The following is a 24436-nucleotide window of genomic DNA, read 5'->3' as shown; positions in this document are numbered from 1 at the left end:
GCAACCGTTTTGGTTTGTGTGGGTTTAACAGTTTAAACGTTGCCGCCGTTTGCCAAAGTGTCCTGCATGGGGGAAAAGGTGGCGGCAATCAGTTCGGGCAAGCAGCCTGCCACGGCGGTATCGGCACAGTAGCTGACTTCTTCAAACAGGCGCAGCAAATCCAAGCCTTCGCGAGCATCAATAATGCGGACAATCGCGCCTTTACGCGCTGCCAAATCCATTTTGATTTGTGGCGGGGGCAGTTCCAACGAAACCAAATGGCTGACAAAGGTTTGCTGTTCGGGGTGGCTGCTGACGCGCAAAATGCCGTTCAAACGGGTGTGCCAGCCCGCAAGGGGATGGTCGTAACCCACTACTGCCTGCATACCTGCGGCGGCGATTTGAATCAGGGCGGCGAACGCGCTTTCCTGTGTGCCGCCGTGCAGCCAGATGTGTTTGGGGCTGCGCCAAGTAAGGGTGTTTTCTTCGCCGCTGCTGTGCGCCAATTGGGATTGGGCGTGGCGCAGGTTGTGGATTTTGGCCTGTCCTGCCAAACCCGATAATTTAACGCGGGTGTCGTGGTCAAAGCCTGTTTCGCGTATCATTTTTTCGGCGGCATTGAGGGCTTGGGCATCGGCAAAGGCTTCGCGGCTGAGGGTGGGAATGCGCCAGCGTCCGTGTCCGAGCCTTTGCAGGTAAAAGCCTGCACCTGCTTTCGGTCCTGTGCCGGATAAACCATGTCCGCCAAAGGGTTGTACATCGGGAAAGGTGTCGGTGGTGCGGCGGTTGATGTAAATATTGCCTGCTTCAATGTTTTGGGAAATATCGTCGCTACGGCTGCGGATGCGGCTGTGAATGCCGCAGTTAAGGGCGTAACCTTTGCCGTTGATTTGGGCGATGGTTTGCTTGAGCTGGTCGGCATGGAAACGGCAAATGTGCAGCACGGGACCAAATACTTCGCGCTGGAAGTGGCTTAAATCCGCCAATTCAATAATGGTGGGCGGAATATAGGCATGATGGGACAGATGGTGGGGCAGGGGACTTTGGTGAACGTGCAGGGCGGTGGTTTTGGCTTGTTCTATATAAGCGCTGATGTTGTCGTGGGACTCTTGGTCAATAATCGGTCCGACTTCCACGGCGGCATCGGCGGGATTGCCGATAATCAGGTTGTCGGCGGCGGCGCGTAACTTGGCGATGACTTGGTCGGCGATGTCGTCTTGCACGCACAACAGGCGCAGGGCGGTGCTGTGTTGTCCTGCGCTGTCAAAGGCGGAATGCAGGACATCGCGGCACAGACGGTGAATGTCGGTGCTGCTGTCGGCAATCATCACGTTTTGTCCGCCGCTTTCGGCAACAAACACGGGCAAATCGCTGCGTTGTCCGAGGCTGTGGTTGATGAGCTTGGCGGTGGCGGTGCTGCCCGAAAACAACACGCCGCCGATGCGCGGGTCTTGCACCAATGCTGCGCCAATGTCTGCGCCGCCTGTTAAAAGCTGCAAAGCGGCTTTGGGAATGCCGCAGCTGTGCAGAATATTGACGGCGCGGTAGGCGGTAAGCGTGGTTTGTAGGGCAGGTTTGGCGATAACGGTGTTGCCCGCCGCCAGCGCAGCGGCGATTTGTCCGACAAACACTGCTAAAGGCGAATACCACGGACTGATGCACACCAGCGTGCCGACAGGGGCGCGGTCGGCGCACAAACGTTCGGCTTCGGCGGCGTAATAACGGCAGTAGTCCACCGCCAAACGCAGTTCGTCCAAAGCGGCGCGCGCGGTTTTGCCCGATTCGCGGATAATCAGGTTCAACATTTCGGGCAGGCAGTTTTCCAGTGTGTCGGCAAAGCGGCACAGTGCATCGGCGCGTTGCTGCACGGGCACGGCTGCCCAATGCGGTTCCACAATTTTTGCCGCACTCAACACATTATGCACTGCCGCTTCGCGTATTGGCGACACCGCACCGATGGCATCGTTGGCATCGGCGGGATTTTGCACAAAACGCGCTTCGTGGCGCGGCGTGTCCATTACCGTAACGGGTGCGGCTTGGAAACCGTCTTCGCTGGCGAGATTCATCAGTTCCTGCAAACGGTTTAACACCAAATCATCACTAAAATCAATCCCAATGGCGTTTAAACGGGTTTGACCGTACAAATAACGCGGCAAGGGCAGCGCGGGGTGGGTTTTGCCCTGCGTGCTAACCGCCGCATCCAGCGGATTGCGCGGCGAACGGATACCGTCTGCCGTTTCTTCCGTTTCGGGCAGCGTGTCTGCCAAATTTAAGGTAAAACGGTCGCACAAACGCCGCGCCGTGTAATCCGACCACTGCGCCGCCTCGCCCACAGGCAAATAAATACGACAGCGTCTGCCCAACTGCTTTTCGCCCGCCACATGGTCAAACAGCGTTTCGCCCAAACCGTGCAGGCATTGAAATTCCAATTCGCGTTCCTGTGCCATTTCGTGAATGGCAGCGACTGTGTCGGGATTGTGGGTGGCAAACTGCGGATACAGCGCGTCTTCTGCTGCCAACAGCAATTGGGCGCACGCCAGATACGATAAATCGGTGTGCGCTTTGCGCGTGTAAACGGGATAGCCGTTTAAACCTGCCGACTGCGCCGCCTGAATTTCCTGCGACCAATATCCGCCTTTGACCAAACGCACCATTAAGCGGGTTTGGTTTTTGCGGGCGCAATCCGCCAATAGCTCAATCACAGCAGGCGCACGTTTTTGATATGCCTGCAAGGTGATACCGATGCCGTGATAACCCGCCAACACCGTTTCTGCTGCCAAGGCTTCCACCAGCGACAGTGATAATTCCAAACGCGTGCTTTCTTCGGCTTCTATGCAAATGGAAATTTGATATTCTTTTGCCAGTAAAAACAGCGTTTTCAGTTTGGGTAGCAAATAATAATGCACCTGCTGGGCGCACAGGTGGCGGAAAAACGGACAAATCGCCGACAGTTTTAAGGACAGATTATGCGCGGTATAAACGCCCGTGCGCCGTGTAAGTGCGCCGATGGTATGCACCGCATCGGTGTAAATCTGATAATGGGCTTGGGCTTCGGCTTCGGAAGCCGCTTCGTTTAAGGGCAGGGCAAACGAAAAGGCATAGCCTGCTTTTTCGCGTTTTTTGAATTTTTTGGCGGCTTCTTCAATGGTGGCGGCTGCGGTAAAGTGGCGCGTGAGCATATTCACGCTTTGTACGGCTTTTTTGCTGCGGCTTTCCGCATCGGTGGGGACAGCTTCTTCGGTTTCGCGGTGTCCTGCCAGTTTTTGCAGCCACGAAACGGGTTCTTCTTCGGTATGGCGCAGGATTTTGTCCCAATCGCCTGCCGACAATTTGTCGCGCAACAATTCCTGACGGGTGGTTTCATCGGGCGTGCGCGGCAAGGCTTCCACCAGTTCCATCAGCGCACGACCTTCGGGCGATACGGGCGGACAGGCATCTGCCAACACCAAAGCAGGGGTTTCTGCCGCGCTTTGGCGTGATTTTTCCCGCAACGTATGCGCCAAATCGTCCGCAGCATCGCGCTGTTCGGGCGGGATGTGCAGTCCAGCAAACAAATCGGCAACCGATTGGGCTTCATCGCGGCGGTAAGCGGCGGTCACGGCGCGGCGCAGGGGGGAAGTGTGTTGCGGCAGAAATTGGAACATGAGTTTTAACCTATGAAGCAAATGCGGAACTACAAAGCGCAAATCTTATCCGAAATCAGGGGAAACGGGCAATTTGTTTGTCGGTTTGCGCCCGATTTTGCGGCATCATCGCCCCAATTCGGCAAAAAACACCATCAACAGCGGCGCAGTCAGATTCACCACAAAGCCGAAACTTACCGCCACAGGCACGGCTGCCAATCCGCCCGAATGCTGAATGGCAGGCAGGGTAAAGTCCATACTCGTTGCCCCGCCGATGCCCACCGCGCTGTTGGCAAAACGCGGCATCAGCAGCGGAATCACCGCCAATGCCAGCAGTTCGCGCAACAAATCGTTCAGCAGTGCCACGCTGCCCCATGCCGCGCCGTAGCTTTGCGTCATCATGATGCCCGACAGCGAATACCAGCCGTAGCCTGACGACAACGCCAGCCCCTGCCACAGCGACACCCCGTCAATCAGCAGCGCAAACAGCACCCCCGCCGCCGCGCACGACAGCATAAATACCGCGCTTAATTGTAGTCCGCGCGTATTCAGCAGCACCTGCCTCAGCGGAATCCCGCCGCCGCGCAACTGCACCCCCACCAAAAAAATCAACATCATCAGCGCGTAATGCCCTGCATCTTTGTGCGGCAGCAGCGCAGCGGGCAACAGCAATCCCAAGCCCAAACCCAATAGCACCGTACCGATTTGTTTTGCACCGTTGGCAAACGACACCTGTTGTTTGTCTGCCGTTTTGCCCGCAGGCTGCCACGGTTTGATGCGGTCAAACCACATCATCGCTGCCAAATTGCAGCTTGTCAGCAGCGCAAACAGCAGCAGCGCGTAAAACGCGATTCCGCCCAATTCGCGCCCCAAATTATCCGTTTGTGCCAAACCGATGCCAATCAGCAGCAAAATCACATACACGCACAAGGTCAGCAAACGGTCGGTCAGCCGCAGCGCGGGCGCAGGCAAACGAAAACAAAAACCGACAAACATCGGCAGCAGCACGGTCAGCACGGTTTGCAGATTGTCCATCATACACCACCCAAAAAAGGGAAAGAAAAGATAGTTGATGAAAATAAAAACGAGACAAGGCGGCAACGCCCGCCGTGTACAAATCGTACATCAGGGCGTTGGCAACGCCGTATCGTTGCGATTTTAATCAACGATAAAAAACGGCACGCCTTGCCTGATGCCAAGCGTGCCGCCAAAGGAAAAATCAAACAATCAGTTTGGAAATGGTTTTAAACGCAGGATGTTTGGCATCTTGCAGCAGTTGGAACAACACGCTTTCCACATTGCTGACAATTGCGCCTGCCGCCGTTGCTTGGCGCAAACCGTTTTTCTTATTGGCGGCGGTGCGCGAAGTCAGGCATTCTTGCGGCAGATACACATTTAAGCCCTGTGCGCGTAAATCCAGCACGGTTTGCAACATACAAATATGCGTTTCGCAACCCACGGCGATGATATTGGTTGCGCCGCTGTCGCGCACGGCGGCGGCAACGTCTTCCGTCCACGCCGAAAAGCGGGTTTTTTCAAACACGGGGGCGTTGTCGGCGGCGGTTTTGATGGGTTCTACCGTGTGTCCCAAGCCTTTGGGGTATTGTTCGGTGAGCAGCAACGGCACGTCAAGGGCGCGTAAACCTGTGATTAACTTCACGGTGTCGGCGATAAAGCGCTCGTTTTCGTGCAACACGGGCAACAGCCGTTCTTGAATGTCAATTACCAAAGCCAAGGTGTTGTTGGGGGTAAGCATGGTTTTTCTCCTAGCGGTGTTTTACTTCAAAACATTGATGAATTTTTTTGTTGCGGAAATCGTCGGGAACGGATTGGGCAGACACATCGCGGATGTGAAATTCGGCTGCCAGTTCGGGGGCAAGGCTGAAACTGCGTAAATTATTGGAAAAATACAAAGTGCCGTTGGATTCCAGCAGGCGCATGGTTTGGCGCACCAGCGGGATTTGGTCGCGCCCGATGTCTAAAATATCGTGCATTTTTTTGCTGTTGGAAAAGCTGGGCGGGTCTAACACAATCAGGTCAAAACGTTTGTTTTGGACGTTGGCCTGTTGCAAATACTGAAACACGTCGGCGCGGACGGTGCGGTGGGCTTGGGGATTGATGCCGTTTAGGGCAAAATTGCGTTGCGCCCATTCCAAATAGGTGTTGGACAAATCCACGCTTTCGCTGGAAACCGCGCCACCTGTGGCGGCATACACGCTGAAGCTGCCCGTGTAGGCAAATAAATTTAAAAAACGCTTGCCCGCCGCGCTGTCGCCCACGGTTTTGCGGGTGTTGCGGTGGTCGAGAAACAAGCCTGTGTCCAAGTATTTATCTAAATTCACCCAAAATTTGCGCCCGTTTTCGCTCACGATAAAATCTTCGCCCGTGCTGCCTGTTTTTTGGTATTGCTGCAAACCTTTCTGACGGCTGCGCTGTTTTAAATGAATGTTTTGCGCGGGAAATCCGCACACAAAGGCAACGGCTTCCACTGCGCCTTCCAGCCAGCGGCGGTGGTCGGCGGGCGACATCAGCCAGCCTGTGTCGTATTCCTGCACATGGGCGTGACCGCCGTAAATATCCACGGCAAAGGGAAATTGGGGAACGTCGCGGTCGTAGGCGCGCCATGCTTCCAGTTGCAGGCGTTTTGCCCATTTTAAGCGGTGTTTGATGTTTTTGCCCAAGCGGTTGGCAAACGGGGAAAAATCGGTCATGGCATTTGCTGCGGGGGATAACGGTGGCAGCATACCGCGCCCTTGCGGGTTTGTAAACACGGCAGCAGCAGCGGTTTTTGCACGGCGCATTTGTCAAATGCCCGCTGCACGGGTTAAGTTCGCACTTTTGCTTTTTTCATCAAAAATTCCTTTTCGGTTTGAAACCCTGCCGTTTACGGCGGTAAAATAAGTTTTTTTGTTTCGGCGGGGTGTAAGCCCGTCCGAATCAGGGCAACACATCGGGCTGTGCTTGATGTGCAGCCCTGTGTATTGAAACATTTTTGTGATAAGGAATACAGGTGAAAACCTACGCGCCCAAATTAAGCTTTGAATTTTTCCCCACGCGCACACCCGAAGGTCGCGCCAAACAGGTGGTAACGCGCAAGCAGTTAAGCCAGTTCCGCCCTGATTTTTTTTCGTGTACTTCAGGGGCAGGCGGCAGCACCCGTGAAGGCACGCTGCAAACGGTGCAGGATATTTTAAACGAAGGCACGCCCGCCGCGCCGCACCTGCCCTGCATTGGCATGGACGCAGGCGAAATCAAAGAATTGTTGCAGCAATACAAGCAAATGGGCGTGCGCCATTTGGTTGCCTTGCGCGGCGACATTCCATCGGGCATCGGTTCGGGCATGGGCGGTTTGCGCTATGCCAACGAATTGGTGGAATTGGTCAAAAACGAATTTGGCAACGATTTCCATATCGAAGTGGCAGCGTATCCCGAATACCATCCGCAGTCACGCAGTGCCGAAGACGACATCAACCATTTTGTGCGTAAGGTAAGAGCGGGCGCAGATTCGGCGATTACCCAGTATTTTTACAATGCCGATGCCTATTTCCGTTTTGTGGACGATGTGCAGGGGCGCGGCGTGGACATTCCCATCGTACCGGGGATTATGCCTGTGGCGAGTTTTTCCAAGCTGGCGCGGTTTTCCGATGCCTGCGGTGCGGAAATCCCGCGTTGGCTGCGTTTAAAATTGCAATCGTATGCCGATGATACGGCGGCGATTAAGGCATTGGCATTGGATGTGGTAACAGAAATGTGTGCCCGTTTGTTGCGAGAAGGTGCGCCGGGGCTACATTTTTACACACTGAATCAGGCGGGATTGTCGTCCACCATCTGCCAGCGTTTGGGCTATTGAGACTAGGGCGTGTCCCTATTGACTTATGCGGCGGTGTTTTTGGTATAAACCCGCGTCTGCCGCGTTAAAAATCCTTACAAGGTGTTCAACCTTGCGCGGATTTTTGCCTTGCATACACGGATTTCTACTCAACAAACCGCTTGGCAAAGCAAATAGGGACACGCCCTAGGACACGCCCTAGGCTGCCGCTGCCTGCTTACCGAATAAATAAATATAAAGGAAACAATATGCTGAATCCGTCTTCTTCTGAAACGCCCAATTTCAGCCAGCGTCAGAGTGTGGGGGCGCGTGATGAACAGCAAGATGTGGTGTGGAACCAAAATGTGTCGGACACGCTGCGGCTGTATGTGTTGGCAGACGGCATGGGCGGACACCGCAACGGCAGTTTGGCATCGCAAACGGCAGCACAGGCATTCGCCGCGCATATTGACAGCCACATCAGCGGCACGCACCCCGAATCGGCGTTAAAAGCCGCGCTGTATCAGGCAAATAACGCCTTGGCGCGGGTGATTAAGGCGCGTCCCGATACCGAGGGTATGGGGACGACTTTGGTGGCGGTGCTGCTGCACCTGCCCGATGGCGCGTACAGCTTTGTCAGCGTGGGCGACAGCCCTTTATATGTGTTTGAAAACGGGCGTTTGCGCCGCATCAATGAAAATCATGCCTTTGCGGCGGATTTGGAAAAGCTGGTGTCGGCAGGGCAGATGAGTCGTGAAGAAGCGGCGCAGCATCCTGCCCGTCATGCCATTACCAGCGCGGTGATGGGGAAAGACATTCCGCGTATTGACGTGCGTTCGGGCGTGTTGCCGCCTGATGCCTTGCTGCTGCTTGCCAGTGATGGTTTACAAACTTTGGACGATGCACCCGATGGCGACATTGCCGCGCTGCTGGCGCAACAGGGGCGCGATTTGGACGGCTGTACCCGAGCCTTGTTAGACGCGGTGGCGGCGCGTGGGCGCGAGGGTCAGGACAATACCAGCGTGATTTTGGTGCGCCGTTCCGAGCATGAAGCGCACACTGCGCCTGTCCGCAAAGTGGCGAATCCGACCACCTTAAACAGCCAACGCCGCCCCAGCGTGTTGAATCCCGACAGCGGGCTGATGTTGCCGCCGCCACAAAAGCCGAAATCTTCGGTGTTCGGCGTGGCGTTGTTGGCGGGCATGGCAGTAGCAGGGATAGCGGGTTTGCTGGTGTTGGCACTGTATTTCCGTCCGCCACCGCAGCAGCAACCCGAACAGGCAAAACCTGCTGCGTCCGCTGCGGCGGCATCGTCTGCCGTTTCTGCCCCTGTTTTGCCTACGCCTGACGCGTCCCCCGCAGCTTCCCGACCTGCTGCACCCGCATCCGCGCCCGCCGTTCCCGTTTTACCCGCATCCGCCGCATCATCGGAGTCTGCTTTATGACTGCTTACCGCCACGACGCACTTGCTGTCGGACACCTGCTGAACAACAATACCTACCGCATCGAGCGTGTACTCGGTTCGGGCGCGTTTGGAATTACCTATTTGGCGCAACACGTTTTGTTGGGTTCGCAACACGTTATCAAAGAGTATATTCCCGATACCGCCACCCGCCGCGCCGGCACAGATGAAGTCGTCGCCAAAAGCAACGGCGATGAAGAGCTGTTCCGCTGGGGTTTGGACAGTTTTTTTCACGAAGCGCAGCTTTTGCACCGTTTGAATCACCCCAATGTGGTGAAAGTAAACGATTTGTTTGAAGCCAACGGCACAGCGTATTTTGTGATGCCTTATTTGGGCAGTACCACCTTATTGGATTGGATTCAGGCGAACCCCAAGCCACAACGTGCCGATTTAGATAAGATTTTTGTGCCACTGCTGGAAGGTTTGAAATATATTCACGCACAGGATTTGCTGCACCGCGACATCAAACCCGCCAATATTCTGTTGGCGCAGGAAGGACAGCCGATTTTGATTGATTTCGGTTCGGCGAGAATGGCAGTGGGCGGGCGCAGCCGTCCGCTCACGCAAATTCTGACCCCCGGTTTTGCCCCTGTGGAACAATACAGCAACAAAGGTCCGTACACCCCCGCTTTGGATTTATACGGCTTGTCGGCGTGTTTGTATCAGGCGGTAACGGGCAATTTGCCTGAAGAGGCCGTCAATCGTTTGCAGCAAGACCCTTATCAGCCGTTGGCAAAAAGCGTGTATGCCAAACACTATCCCGCACATTGGTTGGCGGCGATTGACAAGGGCTTGAGTGTTCACGCTCGCGACCGTTTTCAAGATGCTTTTGAAATGCAAAAAGCTTTGATGGGGCAAGGCGCAACGGCAACAGCAGCACACACCCAAGTGCGCGAAGCTGCGCCCCCTACAGGGAAAAAACAACAGCAACAGTCGGTTCATGCTGTCCCGAATGCTGCACCGAAAACGGCATCGGCTGGGTGTATGGGCGGTTGTTTGGGCAGTGTGATGCGTTTCGGGCTGATTGGTGTGGCGGCAGCGGTGGCGGCTTACGGCTATTTTGTCGGTGCAAACAAACAAGCGGCGGAAAACGGCGAATCGGACAAACCCTATCAGGGCGAAATCCGCATTACTGTGGCAGGCAAGGGCGCAACCTTTAGCGGGCGCATTGAAAACGGCAAGGCCAACGACAGCAACGGCAAGCTGGTGTTTGATGACGGCACGGTGTGCGAGGGCAGCATCATCAACAACAAACGCGAAGGCACAGTGTTGTGCCGTTACCCCAAAGGCAGCGTGTACAACGGCACATGGAAAAACGACCAAAAACACGGCGAGGGCGAATACACCATGAATAAAGCCTCGCCCGCGCAGTCTTACCGCGGCGGCTATGTGCGTGGCAAACTGCACGGTCAGGGCGTGATTGTGTACAAAAACGGTGCGTCTTACGAAGGCGAGTTTGCCAACGACCGCATTATGGGCAAAGGCGCGATGACGGGCATGAAAGATGCGCCGATGTGCAAGGGCGAGTTTAATCAGGCGAAAAACACCGCCGTGTGCAGCTACCGCGAAGACGGTTTGACTTTCCGTTACACAGGCGGGTTTAAAAACGCGTTGTGGGAAGGCAAAGGCACGCTGGTGCGTTTAAACGGCAAAGTGGAAGCAGGGCGCAGCGAAGGCAGGTTTAAACAGGGCGAGCTGGTGGAAGAAACCCTGCGCCCCGTTCCCGCCGAAGAAACCGAAACCATTGAAACGGAAAACGAAGAAAACACAGCGTCTGCGTCTGCGCTGTAAGGGCAGACGGATAGCGAAAATCAAAAGGAAGAGCCTGTGAACAAGATTAAACTTTTTGCCTGTTGGCTGTTGCTGCTGTGGGTGCTGCCTGCACGGGCAGACGATTATCCTGACGTCCGCGCCGCGCAGCAATCGGTGTACCGCGTGTGGCTGGGTTTGCCCTTGCCGAAAGAATTTACCCTGCAAAGCGGTACGCAGTACCGTCCCGCGTTGGACAATAAAGGTTTTGCCGTTGCGCCGTTTGACGGTTTGCAGTTGCAAAGCAAATCGTCGGGCAAACTGCGCGAAGCGGGCGGCAGCGGGCTGATATTCCAATATGGGGCGCAACCTTATCTGTTGCTGGCAAGCGGTTCGGCTTATAGCGTGTCCAAGCAGGGGCATTTGCTAACCAATGCGGCAGTGGCTGCCGATGCCAGCGGTACAGAAGTGTTTTTTACCGATAAAGCGGGTATGCGCTACAACGGCGGCGACGGTAAAGTACGCGCTTTTGTGGTGATGGCGGTGTCGCCGAAATTGTCGCTGCTGCCTGCTGATACGGTGGCTGCCGACAGCCGCCGCGATTTGGCGGTGTTGGCGGTAAAAGACCCGCGTATGCTGCACGCCAAAGCCAAACCGATTGCCTTGGCAGACCCGCAATTTGTTGAGCGTGGCACGCCCGTGTTTGCCGTGGGCATGGAAGGCGTGTCTGACCAATTGGGCGCGAAACGCGGCGCGTTTGACGAACAGGGCTATTTGAATCCGTCTAACGAAACGGGTTTGCTGGAACGCCATGTCAAGAACGGCGCAGCCGATGCGTGGGAACACAGCGCGGCGGTGCAGGGCAGTATGCGCGGCGGACCTTTGTTAAACCGCTGCGGACAAGCTGTTGCCACGGCGCAAATCGGTAAAAACCAAGTTGCCGTTGCCAATAGCGAAGCCGCTGCGCTGTTACGCAAACAGCAAATTCCCTTTGAACAGGCAACGGGACGTTGCGGCGGCGCAGAAGCCGTTGCCGCCAATTGGCTGGACGCGATGATTGCTTTTGTGAAAACCGCTGCCGACAAACCGCACACGTTTATTCCGCTGCTGATTATCGGTGCGCTGGTGTTGGTGGCGTGTGTGGTGGCGTGGAAGCTGCTGTTCTGGGTGTTGCGCCGCAAACGCCGTTCTGCTGCGCGTGCGCCAGATATGCCGCAACATCAAGCCGTTCCCCCGCGCCCCGAACCCGCGCAAGCCACGCGCCGCGCCGCCGCGCCCTCGCCCAAAACGCACAAGGTCAATCCCGCCGCTGCGGGTGTGCCTGCGCGTTTGACCGTTCAAACAGGCGCATGGCAGCCGCTGACGGTGTATCCGCAGCAAAGCCTGCGTGTGGGGCGGGATACGGATTGCGATGCGGTGATTGCAGACGGACGGGTGTCGTCCCACCATTTGGATTTATACTTTGACGGCAACCAGTTGTTTGTGGAAGACGCGAACAGCACCAACGGCACGTTTATTAACGGCAAACGGACAAACGGGCGCACGCGCTTAAACCGTGGCGATGTGTTGCAGCTGACTTCTGATGCCGATGTTGCCGTATTTGTGTACGGCGACACCGCTGCTGCGCCTGTGGCACGTTTGCGCCCGCAAACAGCAGGTTTGCCCGAAGTGCTGTTGTTTGCAGAACAAAGCGTTCAAGTCGGACGTGCCGCCCACAATGATTTACAATTGTCGGATATGCAGGTGTCGGGTACGCACGCGCTGCTGCGTGTGGAAGCAGATGGCAGTCTGATGTTGTCAGACCAAGGCTCAACCAACGGCACGTTTGTGGACCATGTCCGCATTGACTCGCCCGTGCGCCTGCGTGTTGGGCAAAGCATCTTTTTCGGCAGTCCCGACAGCGCCTATGTGGTGGCGCAGCCCGATTAACCGTTTTGTGAGAATTGAATCATGTCGCTAACCCTGTGCGCCGCCGCCAAGCATTATTACGATGCTTCCGCTCATCCGCGCTGTCCTTATTGCCACGATGTGTCTGCTCCCGCAGCGGGAACGCGCACCGTAGCCGCGCCCAAAACCCATGTTGCCACTGCGCCGCCTGTGGCGGCTGCGGATACCGTTCGTCCCGCCGCAGCTGCTGCGCCGAAAACCCAAATTTTTTCTGCACCCGCCGCCGACCACGATTGGCCCGTAACAGGCTGGCTGGTGGTGTTGAACGGCGCAGGTCAAGGGCGCGATTTTCGTTTGATTGACGGCGAAAACCGCATCGGGCGCAGCCGCGATATGGAAGTGAGTTTGGATTTTGGCGAACACAGCGACCCGCACATCAGCCGCGACAGCCACGCGATTGTGGTGTACGATGCCCGCGCCAACGAATTTTTTGTGGAACGCGGGCGCAGCCGCAACCTGCCTTTGCTTAACGGTGCGACTTTACGCGGTACGCCCGTATTGAAAGCCCGCGACGTGTTGCAGGTGGGCGAAACGCAATTGCTGTTTATGCCCTTGTGTGGCAAGCATTTTGTGTGGGAAGATTAAACGGGGAAATTTTAGATGGACGAAATGGAAGCATTAACGCCTTTATCGCAAGCGCGTTTGTGGATTGTGAAAATCGGTTCAAGTTTGGTGACGGCAGGCGGGCGCGGCGTGGATTATGCCGCTTTGGGCGCGTGGGCGGAACAAATTGCCGCACTCAAGCGCAGCGGCGCAGATGTGGTGCTGGTGTCCAGCGGCGCGGTTGCCGAAGGTTTGAGCCGTTTGGGTTGGGACAAACGCCCGACCGCATTAAACCAACTGCAAGCCGCCGCCGCCGTAGGACAAATGGGTTTGGCGCAGGCATACGAACAGGCATTTGCCCCGCACGGCATTACCACTGCGCAAATTTTGCTCACCCACGACGACTTGCGCCACCGCACCCGTTACCTGAACGCCCGCAGCACCCTGCAAACGCTGTTGGCGCATCACATTGTCCCCGTTATCAACGAAAACGACACCGTTACCACCGATGAAATCAAATTGGGCGACAACGACACTTTAGGCGCATTGGTGGCAAACCTGTTGGATGCCGATGTGTTGGTGATTCTAACCGACCAACAAGGCTTGTACGACAGCGACCCGCGCCACAATCCCCAAGCGCGTTTTATCGGGCGCATCGCCGCCGACCACCCTGATTTGACTGCTATGGCAGGCGGTGCGGGAACGGGTGTTGGCACAGGCGGTATGTTTACCAAAGTATTGGCAGCCAAACGCGCCGCCCAAAGCGGGGCAAACACCGTGGTTGCCTCGGGACACGAAAGCGATGTACTGATGCGTCTGCGCCGTGATGAAGCCGTAGGCACGCTGTTTTACGGCACGGTATCGCGGGTAAATGCCCGTAAACAGTGGCTGTTGGGGCAATTGCGCGTGGCAGGCAGCGTAACCGTAGATGCAGGCGCAGAAAAAGCTTTATTGCAACAACATGGTAGCCTATTGCCTGTGGGTTGCCGTGTCGTATCGGGCAGCTTTGCGCGGGGCGAACCGATTGCCGTGTTGAACGCGCAAGGTCAGGAAATTGCCCGCGGTTTAAGCAATTACAGCCGCAGCGAAACCGAAAAAATCCTTGGCATCGCCAGCCGCGACATCGGCAGCCAACTCGGTTACGCCCACGAAGACGAGCTGATACACCGCGACAACCTTGCCCTAACCAACTGATTGCCTGAAAGAAAGGAAACCCGATTATGAATCCCCGCTTGGATTTGCTCAAACCCTATCCCTTTGCCCGTTTGCGTCAAGCCCTGCAAGGTATCAACCCGCCCGCAGGACTGCCCGTGATTCCCCTGCACATCGGCGAACCCAAACACCCCGCCCCCGCCGTGATTACCGATGCGCTTACCGCCCACCTGCACACCGTATCGCAATACCCCTTGGCACACGGTTTGCCCGAATTGCGCCAAGCCTGCGCCGATTGGTTGTCGCGCCGTTATAACGGCATTGTGCTTAATCCCGAAACGCAAATCCTGCCCGTATTGGGCAGCCGCGAAGCCCTGTTTGCTTTTGTGCAAACCGTATTAGACGGCAGCGAAAGCAAGTGTAAACCTGTAGTTGTGTGTCCCAATCCGTTCTATCAGATTTACGAAGGCGCAACCTTGTTGGCAGGCGGCGAAACCGTGTTTGCCAATGCCACCGCGCCGCGTTTCCTGCCCGATTGGAGCAGTGTGTCTGCCGAGCAATGGGAACGCTGTCGGCTGGTGTTTGTGTGTTCGCCCGATAATCCGTCAGGCAGCGTGTTCCGTTTGGAAGATTGGCGCACCCTGTTTGCCTTGCAGGACAAATATGGTTTTGTGATTGCTTCAGACGAATGTTATTCAGAAATTTATTTTGATGACGATGCGCCGATGGGCTGTTTGCAGGCAGCGGCAAAACTCAAACACAGCTGCCGCGATATCGTGATGTTTACCAGCCTGTCCAAACGTTCCAATGTGCCGGGCTTGCGTTCGGGTTTTGTGGCGGGCGATGCGCGTTTGTTGGAAAAATTTTTGCTGTACCGCACCTATCACGGCAGCGCCATGGGCTTGCCTGTGCAACACGCCAGCATTGCCGCGTGGCAGGACGAAGAGCATGTGATTGAAAACCGCCGTTTGTATGCCGAAAAATTCGCCCGTGTGCTGCCCGTGCTGCAACAGCGTTTTGATGTCAAAATGCCCGAAGCATCGTTTTATATCTGGTTGCCTGTGCCCGATGGCGACGATTTGGGTTTCGCCCAAGAGCTGTACGAACGCGCAGGCGTGCAGGTTTTACCGGGGCGTTTTTTCGCCCGCGATACCGCACAGGGCAATCCGGGGCGCGGTTTTGTGCGGATTGCTTTGGTGGACGAAGTCTCGCGCTGCGTGGAAGCGGCAGAACGCATGGTGGCACTGTAAACCTGCTGTATCTGATTTGTTGGCAGATTCAAAAAAGCGCGGCAGCTTTTGCCGCGTTTTCTGTTTGCTGCGATATTCTTTATAATGGCGGGGTATTCGGATTTGCCGTTTTGCCAATCGGCAACGGTGTTATAGTTAATGTGATTTATTTTTCATACAAGGCGGCGATGCCGCAGACAGTATGGATAATACGGCAAGGCAAGCCAACGCCGTATGAGAAATAAAGCATATTGACTATATCGGTTTATCAAAACTTCCTATCTAAAAAACTTGAAAGCATTTTGTGTTAAACGACATCATTCCGCTGCCCAAAAACACCTTGCGCCCCCCCGAAACCGTATTGGTCAATATCACCCCGCAGGAAACCCGCGTTGCCGTATTGCAGGACAACGAAATCTGCGAGCTGCACATCGAGCGCAACGGCGGACACGGTTTGGTGGGCAATATTTATTTGGGCGTGGTGCGGCGGGTGTTGCCGGGGATGCAGAGCGCGTTTGTGGATATTGGTTTGGAACGCGCCGCCTTTTTGCATATTGTGGATATTTTTGAACAAAGGCAAAACCCCGATGCTGCGCAACGCATTGAACACATGCTGTTTGAAGGGCAAACCCTGCTGGTGCAGGTGATTAAAGACCCGATTAACAGCAAAGGCGCACGCCTTTCCACCCAAATTTCACTGGCTGGGCGTTTTTTGGTGCATCTGCCGCAAGACGCACACATTGGCATTTCCCAGCGCATTGAAAACGAAGAAGAACGCCACAGTCTGCGTGAGCGTTTACAGGCATTGTTACCCGAAGGACACAGCGGCGGTTATATTATCCGCACCAGTGCCGAAACCGCCGATGATGGCGAACTGGCTGCTGATATCGCCTATTTGGGCAAGCTGTGGCAAAACATCAGCAAGCTGGCGCGTACCAGTCCGCCCGAAACCCTGTTATATTGCGATTTGCCTTTAAGTTTGCGCGTGTTGCGCGATATGTTTCACCCCGACACCAGCCGTCAGATTTTGGTGGATTCCAATCTCAACCACACCAATATGCGCGAGTTTGCCGATTTGTATGTTAGCGGCGCAGCTGACAAAATCCGCCTGTATCAGGGCGAACGTCCGCTGTTTGAAGCCTATGGCGTGGAAACGGAAATCCAAAACGCTTTAAAACCGCGCGTGAATTTAAATTTCGGCAGTTATCTGATTATTGAAGCCACCGAAGCCATGACCACCATAGACGTGAACACGGGCGGATTTGTGGGGGCGCGTAATTTTGACGAAACCATTTTCAAAACCAATCTGGAAGCTTGCCACGCCATTGCCCGCGAATTGCGCCTGCGTAATTTGGGCGGCATGATTATTGTGGATTTTATCGATATGGCACAACCCGCACACCGCGAAGCCGTGTTGCAGGAATTTGCCAAAGCCCTCAGTCTTGACCGCACCCGTGTTACCTTAAACGGTTTTACCAGCTTGGGTTTGGTGGAACTCACGCGCAAACGCACCCGCGAAAACCTCAATCAAATCCTGTGTGAGCCGTGTCCCGCTTGTCAAGGGCGCGGACATTTGAAAACCGCGCAAACCGTGTGTTACGAAATCCAGCGCGAAATCGTGCGCGAAAGCCGCCGTTTTGACACCAAACAATTCCGCGTGATTGCTTCGCCGCAAGTGATTGAATTGTTTTTAGATGAAGAATCGCAGTCTTTGGCGGGACTGATGGATTTTGTCGGCAAACCTGTGTTGCTGGAAGCAGACGGGCATTATCCGCAGGAACAATACGATATTGTATTGGTATAAGTTTTTTTGCTTTTTATTACAAGGAAATCCGAAATGAGTGTGTTAAACAGTTTGTTGGGCATGGCGGTGCTGTTGGGTATTGCTTTTGCCTTGTCGCGCCACCGCCGCGCCGTAAATTGGCGCACGGTGGGGGTGGCGTTTGCGCTGCAATTGGGCTTGGGCGCGTTTGTGCTGTATTCGCCGCAGGGTAGGGAGGTGCTGGCAAAGCTGTCGGAAGGCGTGGTGGCGGTCATGGACTACGGCAACAGCGGGATTGCGTTTTTGTTTGGCGGTTTGGTGGACGCTAAAATGTTTGAGCTGTTTGGCGGCGGCGGTTTTGTGTTTGCTTTCCGTGTGTTGCCGATGATTATCTTTTTCTCGGCTTTGATTTCGCTGCTGTATTATTTGGGCGTGATGACGTGGGTCATCCGTGTGATTGGCGGTGCGCTGCATCGGCTGTTGGGAACGTCGCGCCCCGAATCCATGTCGGCAGCGGCGAATATTTTTGTCGGCTTAACCGAAGCACCCTTGGTGATTAAGCCCTATCTGCCGCAGATGACACGCTCGGAATTGTTTGCGATTATGGCGGGCGGTTTGGCATCGATTGCGGGTTCGGTATTGGGCAGTTTGGTGGGCATGGGCGTACCCGCACATTATCTGATTGCCGCCTCGTTTATGGCTGCCCCCGGTGGATTGCTGTTTGCCAAACTGATTTACCCCGAAACCGAAACCCCCCAATACGACCCCACCGCCGCAGCCGTCTTTGCCGACAAAGACGAATCCCAACCCACCAATGTGATTGACGCCATTGCAGCGGGTGCGGATACGGGCATGAAAATCGCCTTGAGCGTGGCAGCCATGCTGATTGCCTTTGTCAGTATTGTGGCATTGTTAAACGGCATTATCGGCGGCGTGGGCGGCTGGTTTGGCGTAACAGGTTTGTCTTTAGAAAAAATTCTTGGCTGGCTGTTTTCGCCCTTGGCGTGGCTGATTGGCGCACCGTGGTCAGAAGCGCAAACCGCAGGTTCGTTTATCGGGCAAAAACTGGTAATTAACGAATTTGTTGCCTACAGCAATTTTACCGAACACCTGAAAGCAGGTGCAGACGCACTCTCGCCCAAAACCCAAGCCATTATTACTTTTGCCTTGTGCGGGTTTGCCAACTTCAGTTCCATCGCCATTTTGGTGGGCGGATTGTCGATTATGGCACCACAGCGGCGCGGCGAAATTGCCCGTTTGGGCGTATTGGCACTGGTGGCGGGTACGCTGTCCAACCTGATGAGTGCCACGATTGCGGGTCTATTTATCGGATTAGCCGCCTAATATATTTCAACACACAGGGCAGCACGCAATGTGTTGCCCTTATTTTCCCGCCGTAAACCGAAAAGGAATCTTGATGAAAGCCAAAATTTTATCCTTAATGGATTTGACTTCGCTCAACGAAGACGACACCCCCGAACGCATCCGCAGTCTGTGCGCCAAAGCCGTGCAACCCATCGGCAAAGTGGCTGCCGTGTGTGTTTATCCCCGTTTTGTGGCATTAGCCAAACAAGAATTGGCAGCGCATCCCGATATTGCCATTGCCACTGTGGTGAATTTCCCCAGCGGTCAGGAAAGCAGCGAACAAGTGCGGGCAGACACCCGTCAAGCCCTTGCCGATGGCGCAAACGAAATCGATTTGGTTTTCCCTTACCGCGACTTTGCCGCAGGCAAGCAACAAGCTGCTGCCGAATTAACCGCTGCCGTTGCCAAACTGTGCCGTGAAGCCAATGCCAAATTAAAAGTGATTTTGGAAACAGGCGAATTGGACGCAGTCACTGCCCGCGCCGCCGCCGATTGCGCCCTTGCCAACGGTGCGGATTTTCTGAAAACTTCTACAGGCAAAACCCCGCACGGTGCCAGCCCCGAAGCTGCTGAAATTCTGTTGGCAGCCATTGCCGAAGCAGACAAATCCAGCAGCGCAGGCATTAAATTATCGGGTGGAGTGCGTGATATTGCCGCTGCAGAAGGCTATATCCGCCAAGCCGAAGCCGCTTTCGGTGCAGATTGGGTCAATCCCGCGCATTTCCGCATTGGTGCATCGGCTTTATTAGATGCTTTGCTGGCAGCGTAAACCCTTCCCGCATTGACCGTATAGAGTAAAAATGCTATGGTAAACATCGGGCAGATTTGCCCGATTTTGTGTCTGTTTGAATCAGTCAAGGACATTATCATGAACATTAAAACTTTAACACAATTGCAGCAAATGGAAGCAGGCGCAGCATGTCAAAAAGCCACCATTGCCGCCTATAACCACTACATAGAAAACGGGCAGATAGACCATGCCTGTGAAATTGCCGATTGGGTGGTGGGCGATGCAGAGGAAAGTTTAGGTAGGAATACCGCTTTTTCTGCCGATTTTCAAATGCACTGCATCCGTTATCTGATTGATGCCTATTACCGCCAATATGCTGAAAGCGAGAACGGTTCTGAAGCAGAAGAACAGGCAGCCGAGCGTTTGCACATGGCTTTGTGGCGTTTGAAATGGGTAATTGAAGGTCTGCCCGAAGACACATCATGCAGTTTGGCAGATATTGAAGAAGCCAATCAATTTATGCAGCAAATTTACGGGCATTTTGAATTTGATTTGGCGGTGATGTATAAAATGCTGATGTATCAAAATGTGGATATGGGCAATGCTGCTGCTGCCAAACAATATTTTGCACAATGGCGCGAACACGCCGACAGCGATGATTTAATGGCAGATTGTGCAGCCTGCGAACAACATGCTTTGGTGGTGTATCATCATTTTATCGGGGAATACGAACAAGCCTTGAAATACGCCCAACCGATTTTATCGGGCAAAATGTCGTGTGGGAAAGTCCCGCACGAAACCTATGTTCCCGTTATCGACAGCTTAATCCGCTTAAAACGCCATCAGGAAGCCGAGCAGTATTTGGTACAGGCGCTGGATTTGCTGGAAAGCAATATAGAACCCCATATTCATATTTTGCCCCGATTGATTTGGTTGTGCAGTTTGTTGGGCTTGAGTGAACGGGTGGAGGAACTGTTTGAAGAATATGGGGATTTAATTGCCGCTTATAGCCAAAACAGCACGTTGGCGTATCTGCGTTATGTGATGGCGGCGGTAGCGGTTAATGATGAAGCCTTGCCCGAAGCGCAAAGGGTGGCAAAGGTTTTGGACGAACGCAACGGCAACAGCCATTATCAAACCCTGCTGGAACGGGCGTTTACGGCAACTGCGCTGCATTAGCGGTAAGATACTGATTGAAAACGCCTGCAAACTTTTGGGTTGGCAGGCGTTGTTGTTTAAATCATGGGTTTAGGGCTTATTTTTGCTGTTTGGCACCAAATGCGCCTGCAAAATCGCCGACTTCTTTGTTGCCTTTGCCTTCTTGGTGGAATGTGCCTGCCAGTTCTGCGGCATCTTTACCGTAAAACGCGCCACGGGTAATCACATTGCCCATCTTGCCGTTGAAGTGGCTGCCGTCAATTTTGCCATGCAGGAAAATATCGGGTTTGCTGTCAAATTTCAGGGTGCCATCTACGGTTTTTTTGTCAAAGTGAACGGTAAATTGGGACGTACCTGTTTGGTCGTTGCCTGTGCCAAGCAGTATGGCACGACCTTGATAAGTAACGGGATTGGCATGGGTGGGAATGGTGGTGCTGAGATTGCCTTGGGCAAAAATATAGGGTTGTCCATTGTTGGCACCGGGCAGGTATGCCAGCGAACCATAACGGGCGTGTGCCAAATGTGTGCCAATCAGTGCGTCAAACGGTGTTTTGTCTTTGCGCCACTCGGCAAAATCGGGGTCTTTACGGTTGGGGTCGGCGGCGGGCATCAATTGGATATTTTGACCGTGAACTTGCAGAAATTGCAGCTTATCGTGTTTGCCGTCAGCCAAAAAGCCTGTTGTTATGGTTTCGTTTTGATCGGCAGTCAGGTAGCTGCCTATGGTGCTTTGGCTGTTGGTATGGCTGTTGTTTTTGTTGCTATTTTGCTTGCTGTTGTCGTGAGCATGGTGGTGGCTGTCGCTTTTGCTGTTGCTATTCTTGATGATGTTGCGGATGGTGTTTTTGCCGTGCTGGTGTTCTGCGCTGCTGCCTGAACTGCCGCAAGCTGCCAATGCAATGCCTGTGGCGATAAGGGCAAGTGATTTTAAAAATTTCATTTGGAAACTACTTGTTGTCAAGAGATGTTGTATTAAGTTTGAGTAAAGATTGTAAGCGTTTTTGAGTTTTTTATCAAGCGTGTGTGGCGCATGATGGGCGTTTTTTGAAGCGAATTTTGAATTTTTAAATATAACTAATTATTTCAAAAAAAAAAAAATGGCTTGACTGAATGATTTTTTTTGCATAAGGTGCTGTGCTTGATTAAGCGATTGCTTTTGTTTGTTTTGTGCATCTGCACCTGCTGGCTGTGTGGTTTTTTCCGTGCAGCCTGAAACAGAAAGAACCTTTATGAAACCTACCATTGCCCTAGTCGGACGCCCCAATGTGGGCAAATCCACCCTGTTTAACCGTTTAACCCGCAGCAAAGACGCCCTTGTCCACGACCTGCCCGGCTTGACCCGCGACCGCCATTACGGACACGGGCGCGTGGGCAGCAAGCCTTATTTGGTGGTGGATACGGGCGGTTTTGAGCCTGTGGTGGACAGCGGCATTTTGCACGAAATGGCGCGGCAGACTTTGCAGGCGATTGACGAAGCCGATGCCGTTGTGTTCCTAACCGATGCGCGTACAGGCTTGACCCCGCAAGATAAAATTATCGCCGACCGTTTGCGCCAAAGTCCGCGCCCCGTGTTTTTGGCGGTAAACAAAGGCGAGGGCGGCAACCGTCCCGTTCTCGCGGCAGAGTTTTACGAACTGGCATTGGGCGAACCCTATGTGATTTCGGGCGCACACGGCGATGGCGTGTACGGTCTGATGGAAGATGTGTTGGCGCATTTTCCCGATGCTGAAGAAGAAGTGAGTGAGCCGAAACACCCCGTGTTTGCCGTCATTGGTCGTCCCAATGTGGGCAAATCCACTTTGGTTAATGCTGTGTTGGGCGAAGAGCGTGTGATTGCCTTTGATATGGCAGGCACCACCCGCGACAGCATTCATATTGATTTTGAACGCGACGGCAAACCGTTTACCATTATTGATACGGCGGGCGTGCGGCGGCGCGGCAAGGTATCGGAAGCGGTGGAAAAGTTTTCCGTAATCAAAGCGATGCAGGCGGTAGAAGCGGCGAATGTGGCGGTGCTGGTGTTGGACGCGCAGCAGGACATCGCCGACCAAGATGCCACTATTGCGGGATTTGCCTTGGAAGCAGGGCGCGCGCTGGTGGTGGCGGTCAACAAATGGGACGGCATCAGCGAAGAACGCCGCAACGACATCAAACGCGACATCGCCCGCAAGCTGTATTTTTTGGATTTTGCCAAATTCCACTATGTTTCCGCCTTGAAAGAAAAGGGCATTGACGGCTTGTTTGCCAGCATTCAGGCAGCCTACGATGCCGCGATGGTCAAAATGCCCACGCCGAAAATCACCCGCGTGTTGCAAACCGCCGTGGAACGCCAACAGCCGCCGCGTGCAGGTTTGGTGCGCCCGAAAATGCGTTACGCCCACCAAGGCGGCATGAATCCGCCCGTGATTGTGATTCACGGTAATTCGCTGCAACACATTTCCGACAGCTACACCCGCTATCTCACTCAAACCTTTAGAAAAGCCTTTAATTTACAAGGCACACCCTTGAGGATTCAATACAATGTTTCCGAAAACCCTTATGAAGAAACGGCAGAAAAAACCAAGAACCAACCCTTGCGGCGCGTGTCTTTAAGTAACCGCATTGCCAAGCGCGAAGGGCGCAAAGACGAGAAAGCGCGTAACAGCGGCGGTAAAAGCAAAAAACGGCAGGTGAGTGTGAAGAAAAAACAGGGCTAAAAGCAGCAAAACGGCGGAAAACCATTTCTTTCCGCCGTTTTGTCGCGGTACAATGCCAATTTTTGAGCGCATCATGACTGCCACTTTTGACCTTGCTACCCAATTACTTGCCCGCCCCTCGCTTACCCCCGATGATGCAGGTTGTCAAACCCTGCTTGCCGAGCGTTTGCAGGCAATCGGTTTTCAAGTAGAGCCTTTAAACTTTGGCGATACCCGTAATTTTTGGGCGCGACGCGGTACGGCTGCGCCCGTATTGTGTTTTGCAGGACACACTGATGTTGTGCCTGCGGGCGACGAAAGCCGTTGGACTTCGCCACCGTTTACCCCCACTGAGCGCAACGGACGTTTGTATGCCCGTGGTGCAGCGGATATGAAAACCGCCATTGCCTGTTTTGTTACCGCTTGCGAACGTTTTACCGCCGCGCAACCCGATTTTCAAGGCAGTTTGGCGTTGTTGATTACCTCAGACGAAGAAGGTGATGCGCTGGACGGTACGACCAAAGTTGTGGACGTACTCAAACAACGTGGCGAGCGCATTGATTACTGCATTGTCGGCGAACCCACCGCTGAGCGCGAATTGGGCGACACCCTGAAAAACGGACGGCGCGGCTCGCTGTCGGGTACGCTGACCGTACATGGCAAACAAGGGCATATCGCCTATCCCCACCTTGCCGAAAACCCCATTCACACCGTTGCGCCTGCTTTGGCAGAATTAACGTCTATTCAATGGGATAAGGGCAACGACTATTTTCCGCCTACAGGCTTTCAAATTTCCAATATCCACGGCGGCACGGGCGCAACCAACGTCATTCCTGCCACAGTGGAAATCAAATTTAATTTCCGTTTCAGCACCGAAAGCACCGCCGACAGCCTGAAACAGCGTGTTCACGCCGTTTTGGATAAATACGGCTTTCAGTATGATTTACAATGGACTTTGTCGGGCGAACCGTTTTTAACCGAAGCGGGCGTATTGACTGATGTTGCCCAAGCTGCCGTGCGCCAAGTTTGCGGCGTAGAAGCCAAACTGTCCACATCAGGCGGTACCTCAGACGGACGCTTTATCAAAGCCGTTGCCGATGAATTGATTGAATTGGGTTTTTGCAACGAAAGCATTCATCAGATTGATGAGAATATTCCCGTTAATGATATTGACAAGCTATCTGCCATATATGAAGTGATGATGGTGCAATTATTGGATAAACAGGCATCTTAATCAAATTGATATGGGTTGGG

18 protein-coding genes are annotated in these 24436 nt (G+C 54.0%); 13 read left to right on the top strand and 5 right to left on the bottom strand.

The features are described 5' to 3' along the window. Positions 1–32 precede the first annotated feature (32 nt). From putA to H3L98_RS08340, 4 genes are all read right to left on the bottom strand, one after another. A complete protein-coding gene (gene putA, locus H3L98_RS08355; RefSeq protein WP_051532003.1) occupies positions 33–3623 on the bottom strand; it encodes a bifunctional proline dehydrogenase/L-glutamate gamma-semialdehyde dehydrogenase PutA in 3591 nt (1196 codons plus the stop codon). 105 nt (positions 3624–3728) lie between these two features. Beyond that, a complete protein-coding gene (locus H3L98_RS08350; protein WP_027021617.1) occupies positions 3729–4637 on the bottom strand; it encodes a LysO family transporter in 909 nt (302 codons plus the stop codon). A 184-nt stretch (positions 4638–4821) separates the two neighbouring features. Beyond that, the gene (locus H3L98_RS08345; protein ID WP_027021616.1) at positions 4822–5358 is read right to left on the bottom strand and encodes an isochorismatase family protein; all 537 of its coding nucleotides are present in this window, start codon (positions 5356–5358) and stop codon (positions 4822–4824) included. 10 nt (positions 5359–5368) lie between these two features. Beyond that, on the bottom strand, positions 5369–6313 hold the full coding sequence (locus H3L98_RS08340; RefSeq protein ID WP_027021615.1) for a class I SAM-dependent methyltransferase: 945 nt from the start codon (positions 6311–6313) through the stop codon (positions 5369–5371). Between the two features lie 299 nt (positions 6314–6612). Here H3L98_RS08340 and metF point away from each other — a divergent pair, with 299 nt between their 5' ends. The 11 genes from metF to H3L98_RS08285 all read left to right on the top strand — a co-directional run bounded on the left by metF (position 6613) and on the right by H3L98_RS08285 (position 20528). Continuing rightward, positions 6613–7452 (top strand): methylenetetrahydrofolate reductase [NAD(P)H], encoded by an 840-nt coding sequence (gene metF, locus H3L98_RS08335; RefSeq protein WP_034333079.1) that lies wholly within the window; start codon positions 6613–6615, stop codon positions 7450–7452. A gap of 227 nt (positions 7453–7679) precedes the next feature. Continuing rightward, on the top strand, positions 7680–8855 hold the full coding sequence (locus tag H3L98_RS08330) for a PP2C family protein-serine/threonine phosphatase (protein WP_027021613.1): 1176 nt from the start codon (positions 7680–7682) through the stop codon (positions 8853–8855). Beyond that, on the top strand, positions 8852–10663 hold the full coding sequence (locus H3L98_RS08325) for a protein kinase domain-containing protein (protein ID WP_051532002.1): 1812 nt from the start codon (positions 8852–8854) through the stop codon (positions 10661–10663). Before H3L98_RS08330 ends, H3L98_RS08325 begins: the two co-directional genes overlap by 4 nt. Before the next feature lie 36 nt (positions 10664–10699). Then, positions 10700–12550, top strand: coding sequence for an FHA domain-containing protein (locus tag H3L98_RS08320; protein WP_084481842.1), 1851 nt, complete (start codon positions 10700–10702; stop codon positions 12548–12550). A 21-nt stretch (positions 12551–12571) separates the two neighbouring features. Continuing rightward, positions 12572–13153 carry an FHA domain-containing protein gene (locus H3L98_RS08315; protein WP_027021611.1) on the top strand — a complete coding sequence of 194 codons (582 nt, stop codon included), beginning with the start codon at positions 12572–12574 and terminating at the stop codon, positions 13151–13153. A 24-nt stretch (positions 13154–13177) separates the two neighbouring features. Beyond that, entirely contained in the window at positions 13178–14305 is a 1128-nt protein-coding gene (proB, locus tag H3L98_RS08310; RefSeq protein ID WP_027021610.1) for a glutamate 5-kinase, read from the top strand. Between the two features lie 26 nt (positions 14306–14331). After that, the gene (gene dapC / locus H3L98_RS08305; protein ID WP_027021609.1) at positions 14332–15513 is read left to right on the top strand and encodes a succinyldiaminopimelate transaminase; all 1182 of its coding nucleotides are present in this window, start codon (positions 14332–14334) and stop codon (positions 15511–15513) included. Positions 15514–15796: 283 nt separating this feature from the next. Further along, positions 15797–17296: a ribonuclease G gene (gene rng / locus H3L98_RS08300; RefSeq protein ID WP_027021608.1), complete on the top strand. Its 1500-nt coding sequence runs from the start codon at positions 15797–15799 to the stop codon at positions 17294–17296. A gap of 33 nt (positions 17297–17329) precedes the next feature. After that, the gene (locus H3L98_RS08295) at positions 17330–18598 is read left to right on the top strand and encodes a NupC/NupG family nucleoside CNT transporter (protein WP_027021607.1); all 1269 of its coding nucleotides are present in this window, start codon (positions 17330–17332) and stop codon (positions 18596–18598) included. A gap of 73 nt (positions 18599–18671) precedes the next feature. After that, complete coding sequence (gene deoC / locus H3L98_RS08290; RefSeq protein WP_034333076.1) at positions 18672–19388, top strand: deoxyribose-phosphate aldolase; 717 nt, start codon at positions 18672–18674, stop codon at positions 19386–19388. 99 nt (positions 19389–19487) lie between these two features. Further along, positions 19488–20528: a hypothetical protein gene (locus H3L98_RS08285; RefSeq protein ID WP_051532001.1), complete on the top strand. Its 1041-nt coding sequence runs from the start codon at positions 19488–19490 to the stop codon at positions 20526–20528. A gap of 76 nt (positions 20529–20604) precedes the next feature. On the opposite strand, the gene H3L98_RS08280 is transcribed toward H3L98_RS08285, so the two are convergent. Continuing rightward, positions 20605–21447, bottom strand: a complete 843-nt coding sequence (locus H3L98_RS08280) for a transferrin-binding protein-like solute binding protein (protein WP_027021605.1) — start codon at positions 21445–21447, stop codon at positions 20605–20607. Positions 21448–21736: 289 nt separating this feature from the next. Between H3L98_RS08280 and der the strand changes: the two genes are divergently transcribed. After that, entirely contained in the window at positions 21737–23203 is a 1467-nt protein-coding gene (gene der, locus H3L98_RS08275) for a ribosome biogenesis GTPase Der (protein ID WP_027021604.1), read from the top strand. Between the two features lie 73 nt (positions 23204–23276). After that, positions 23277–24416 carry a succinyl-diaminopimelate desuccinylase gene (gene dapE, locus H3L98_RS08270; protein WP_027021603.1) on the top strand — a complete coding sequence of 380 codons (1140 nt, stop codon included), beginning with the start codon at positions 23277–23279 and terminating at the stop codon, positions 24414–24416. Positions 24417–24436: the final 20 nt, after the last annotated feature.

Origin of the sequence: Conchiformibius steedae (assembly GCF_014054725.1) — a bacterium.
GTDB classification, from domain to species: Bacteria; Pseudomonadota; Gammaproteobacteria; order Burkholderiales; family Neisseriaceae; genus Conchiformibius; species Conchiformibius steedae.
The sequence above is the reverse complement of the archived record's forward strand: the minus strand, read 5'-3'. Positions and strand labels throughout refer to the sequence as shown.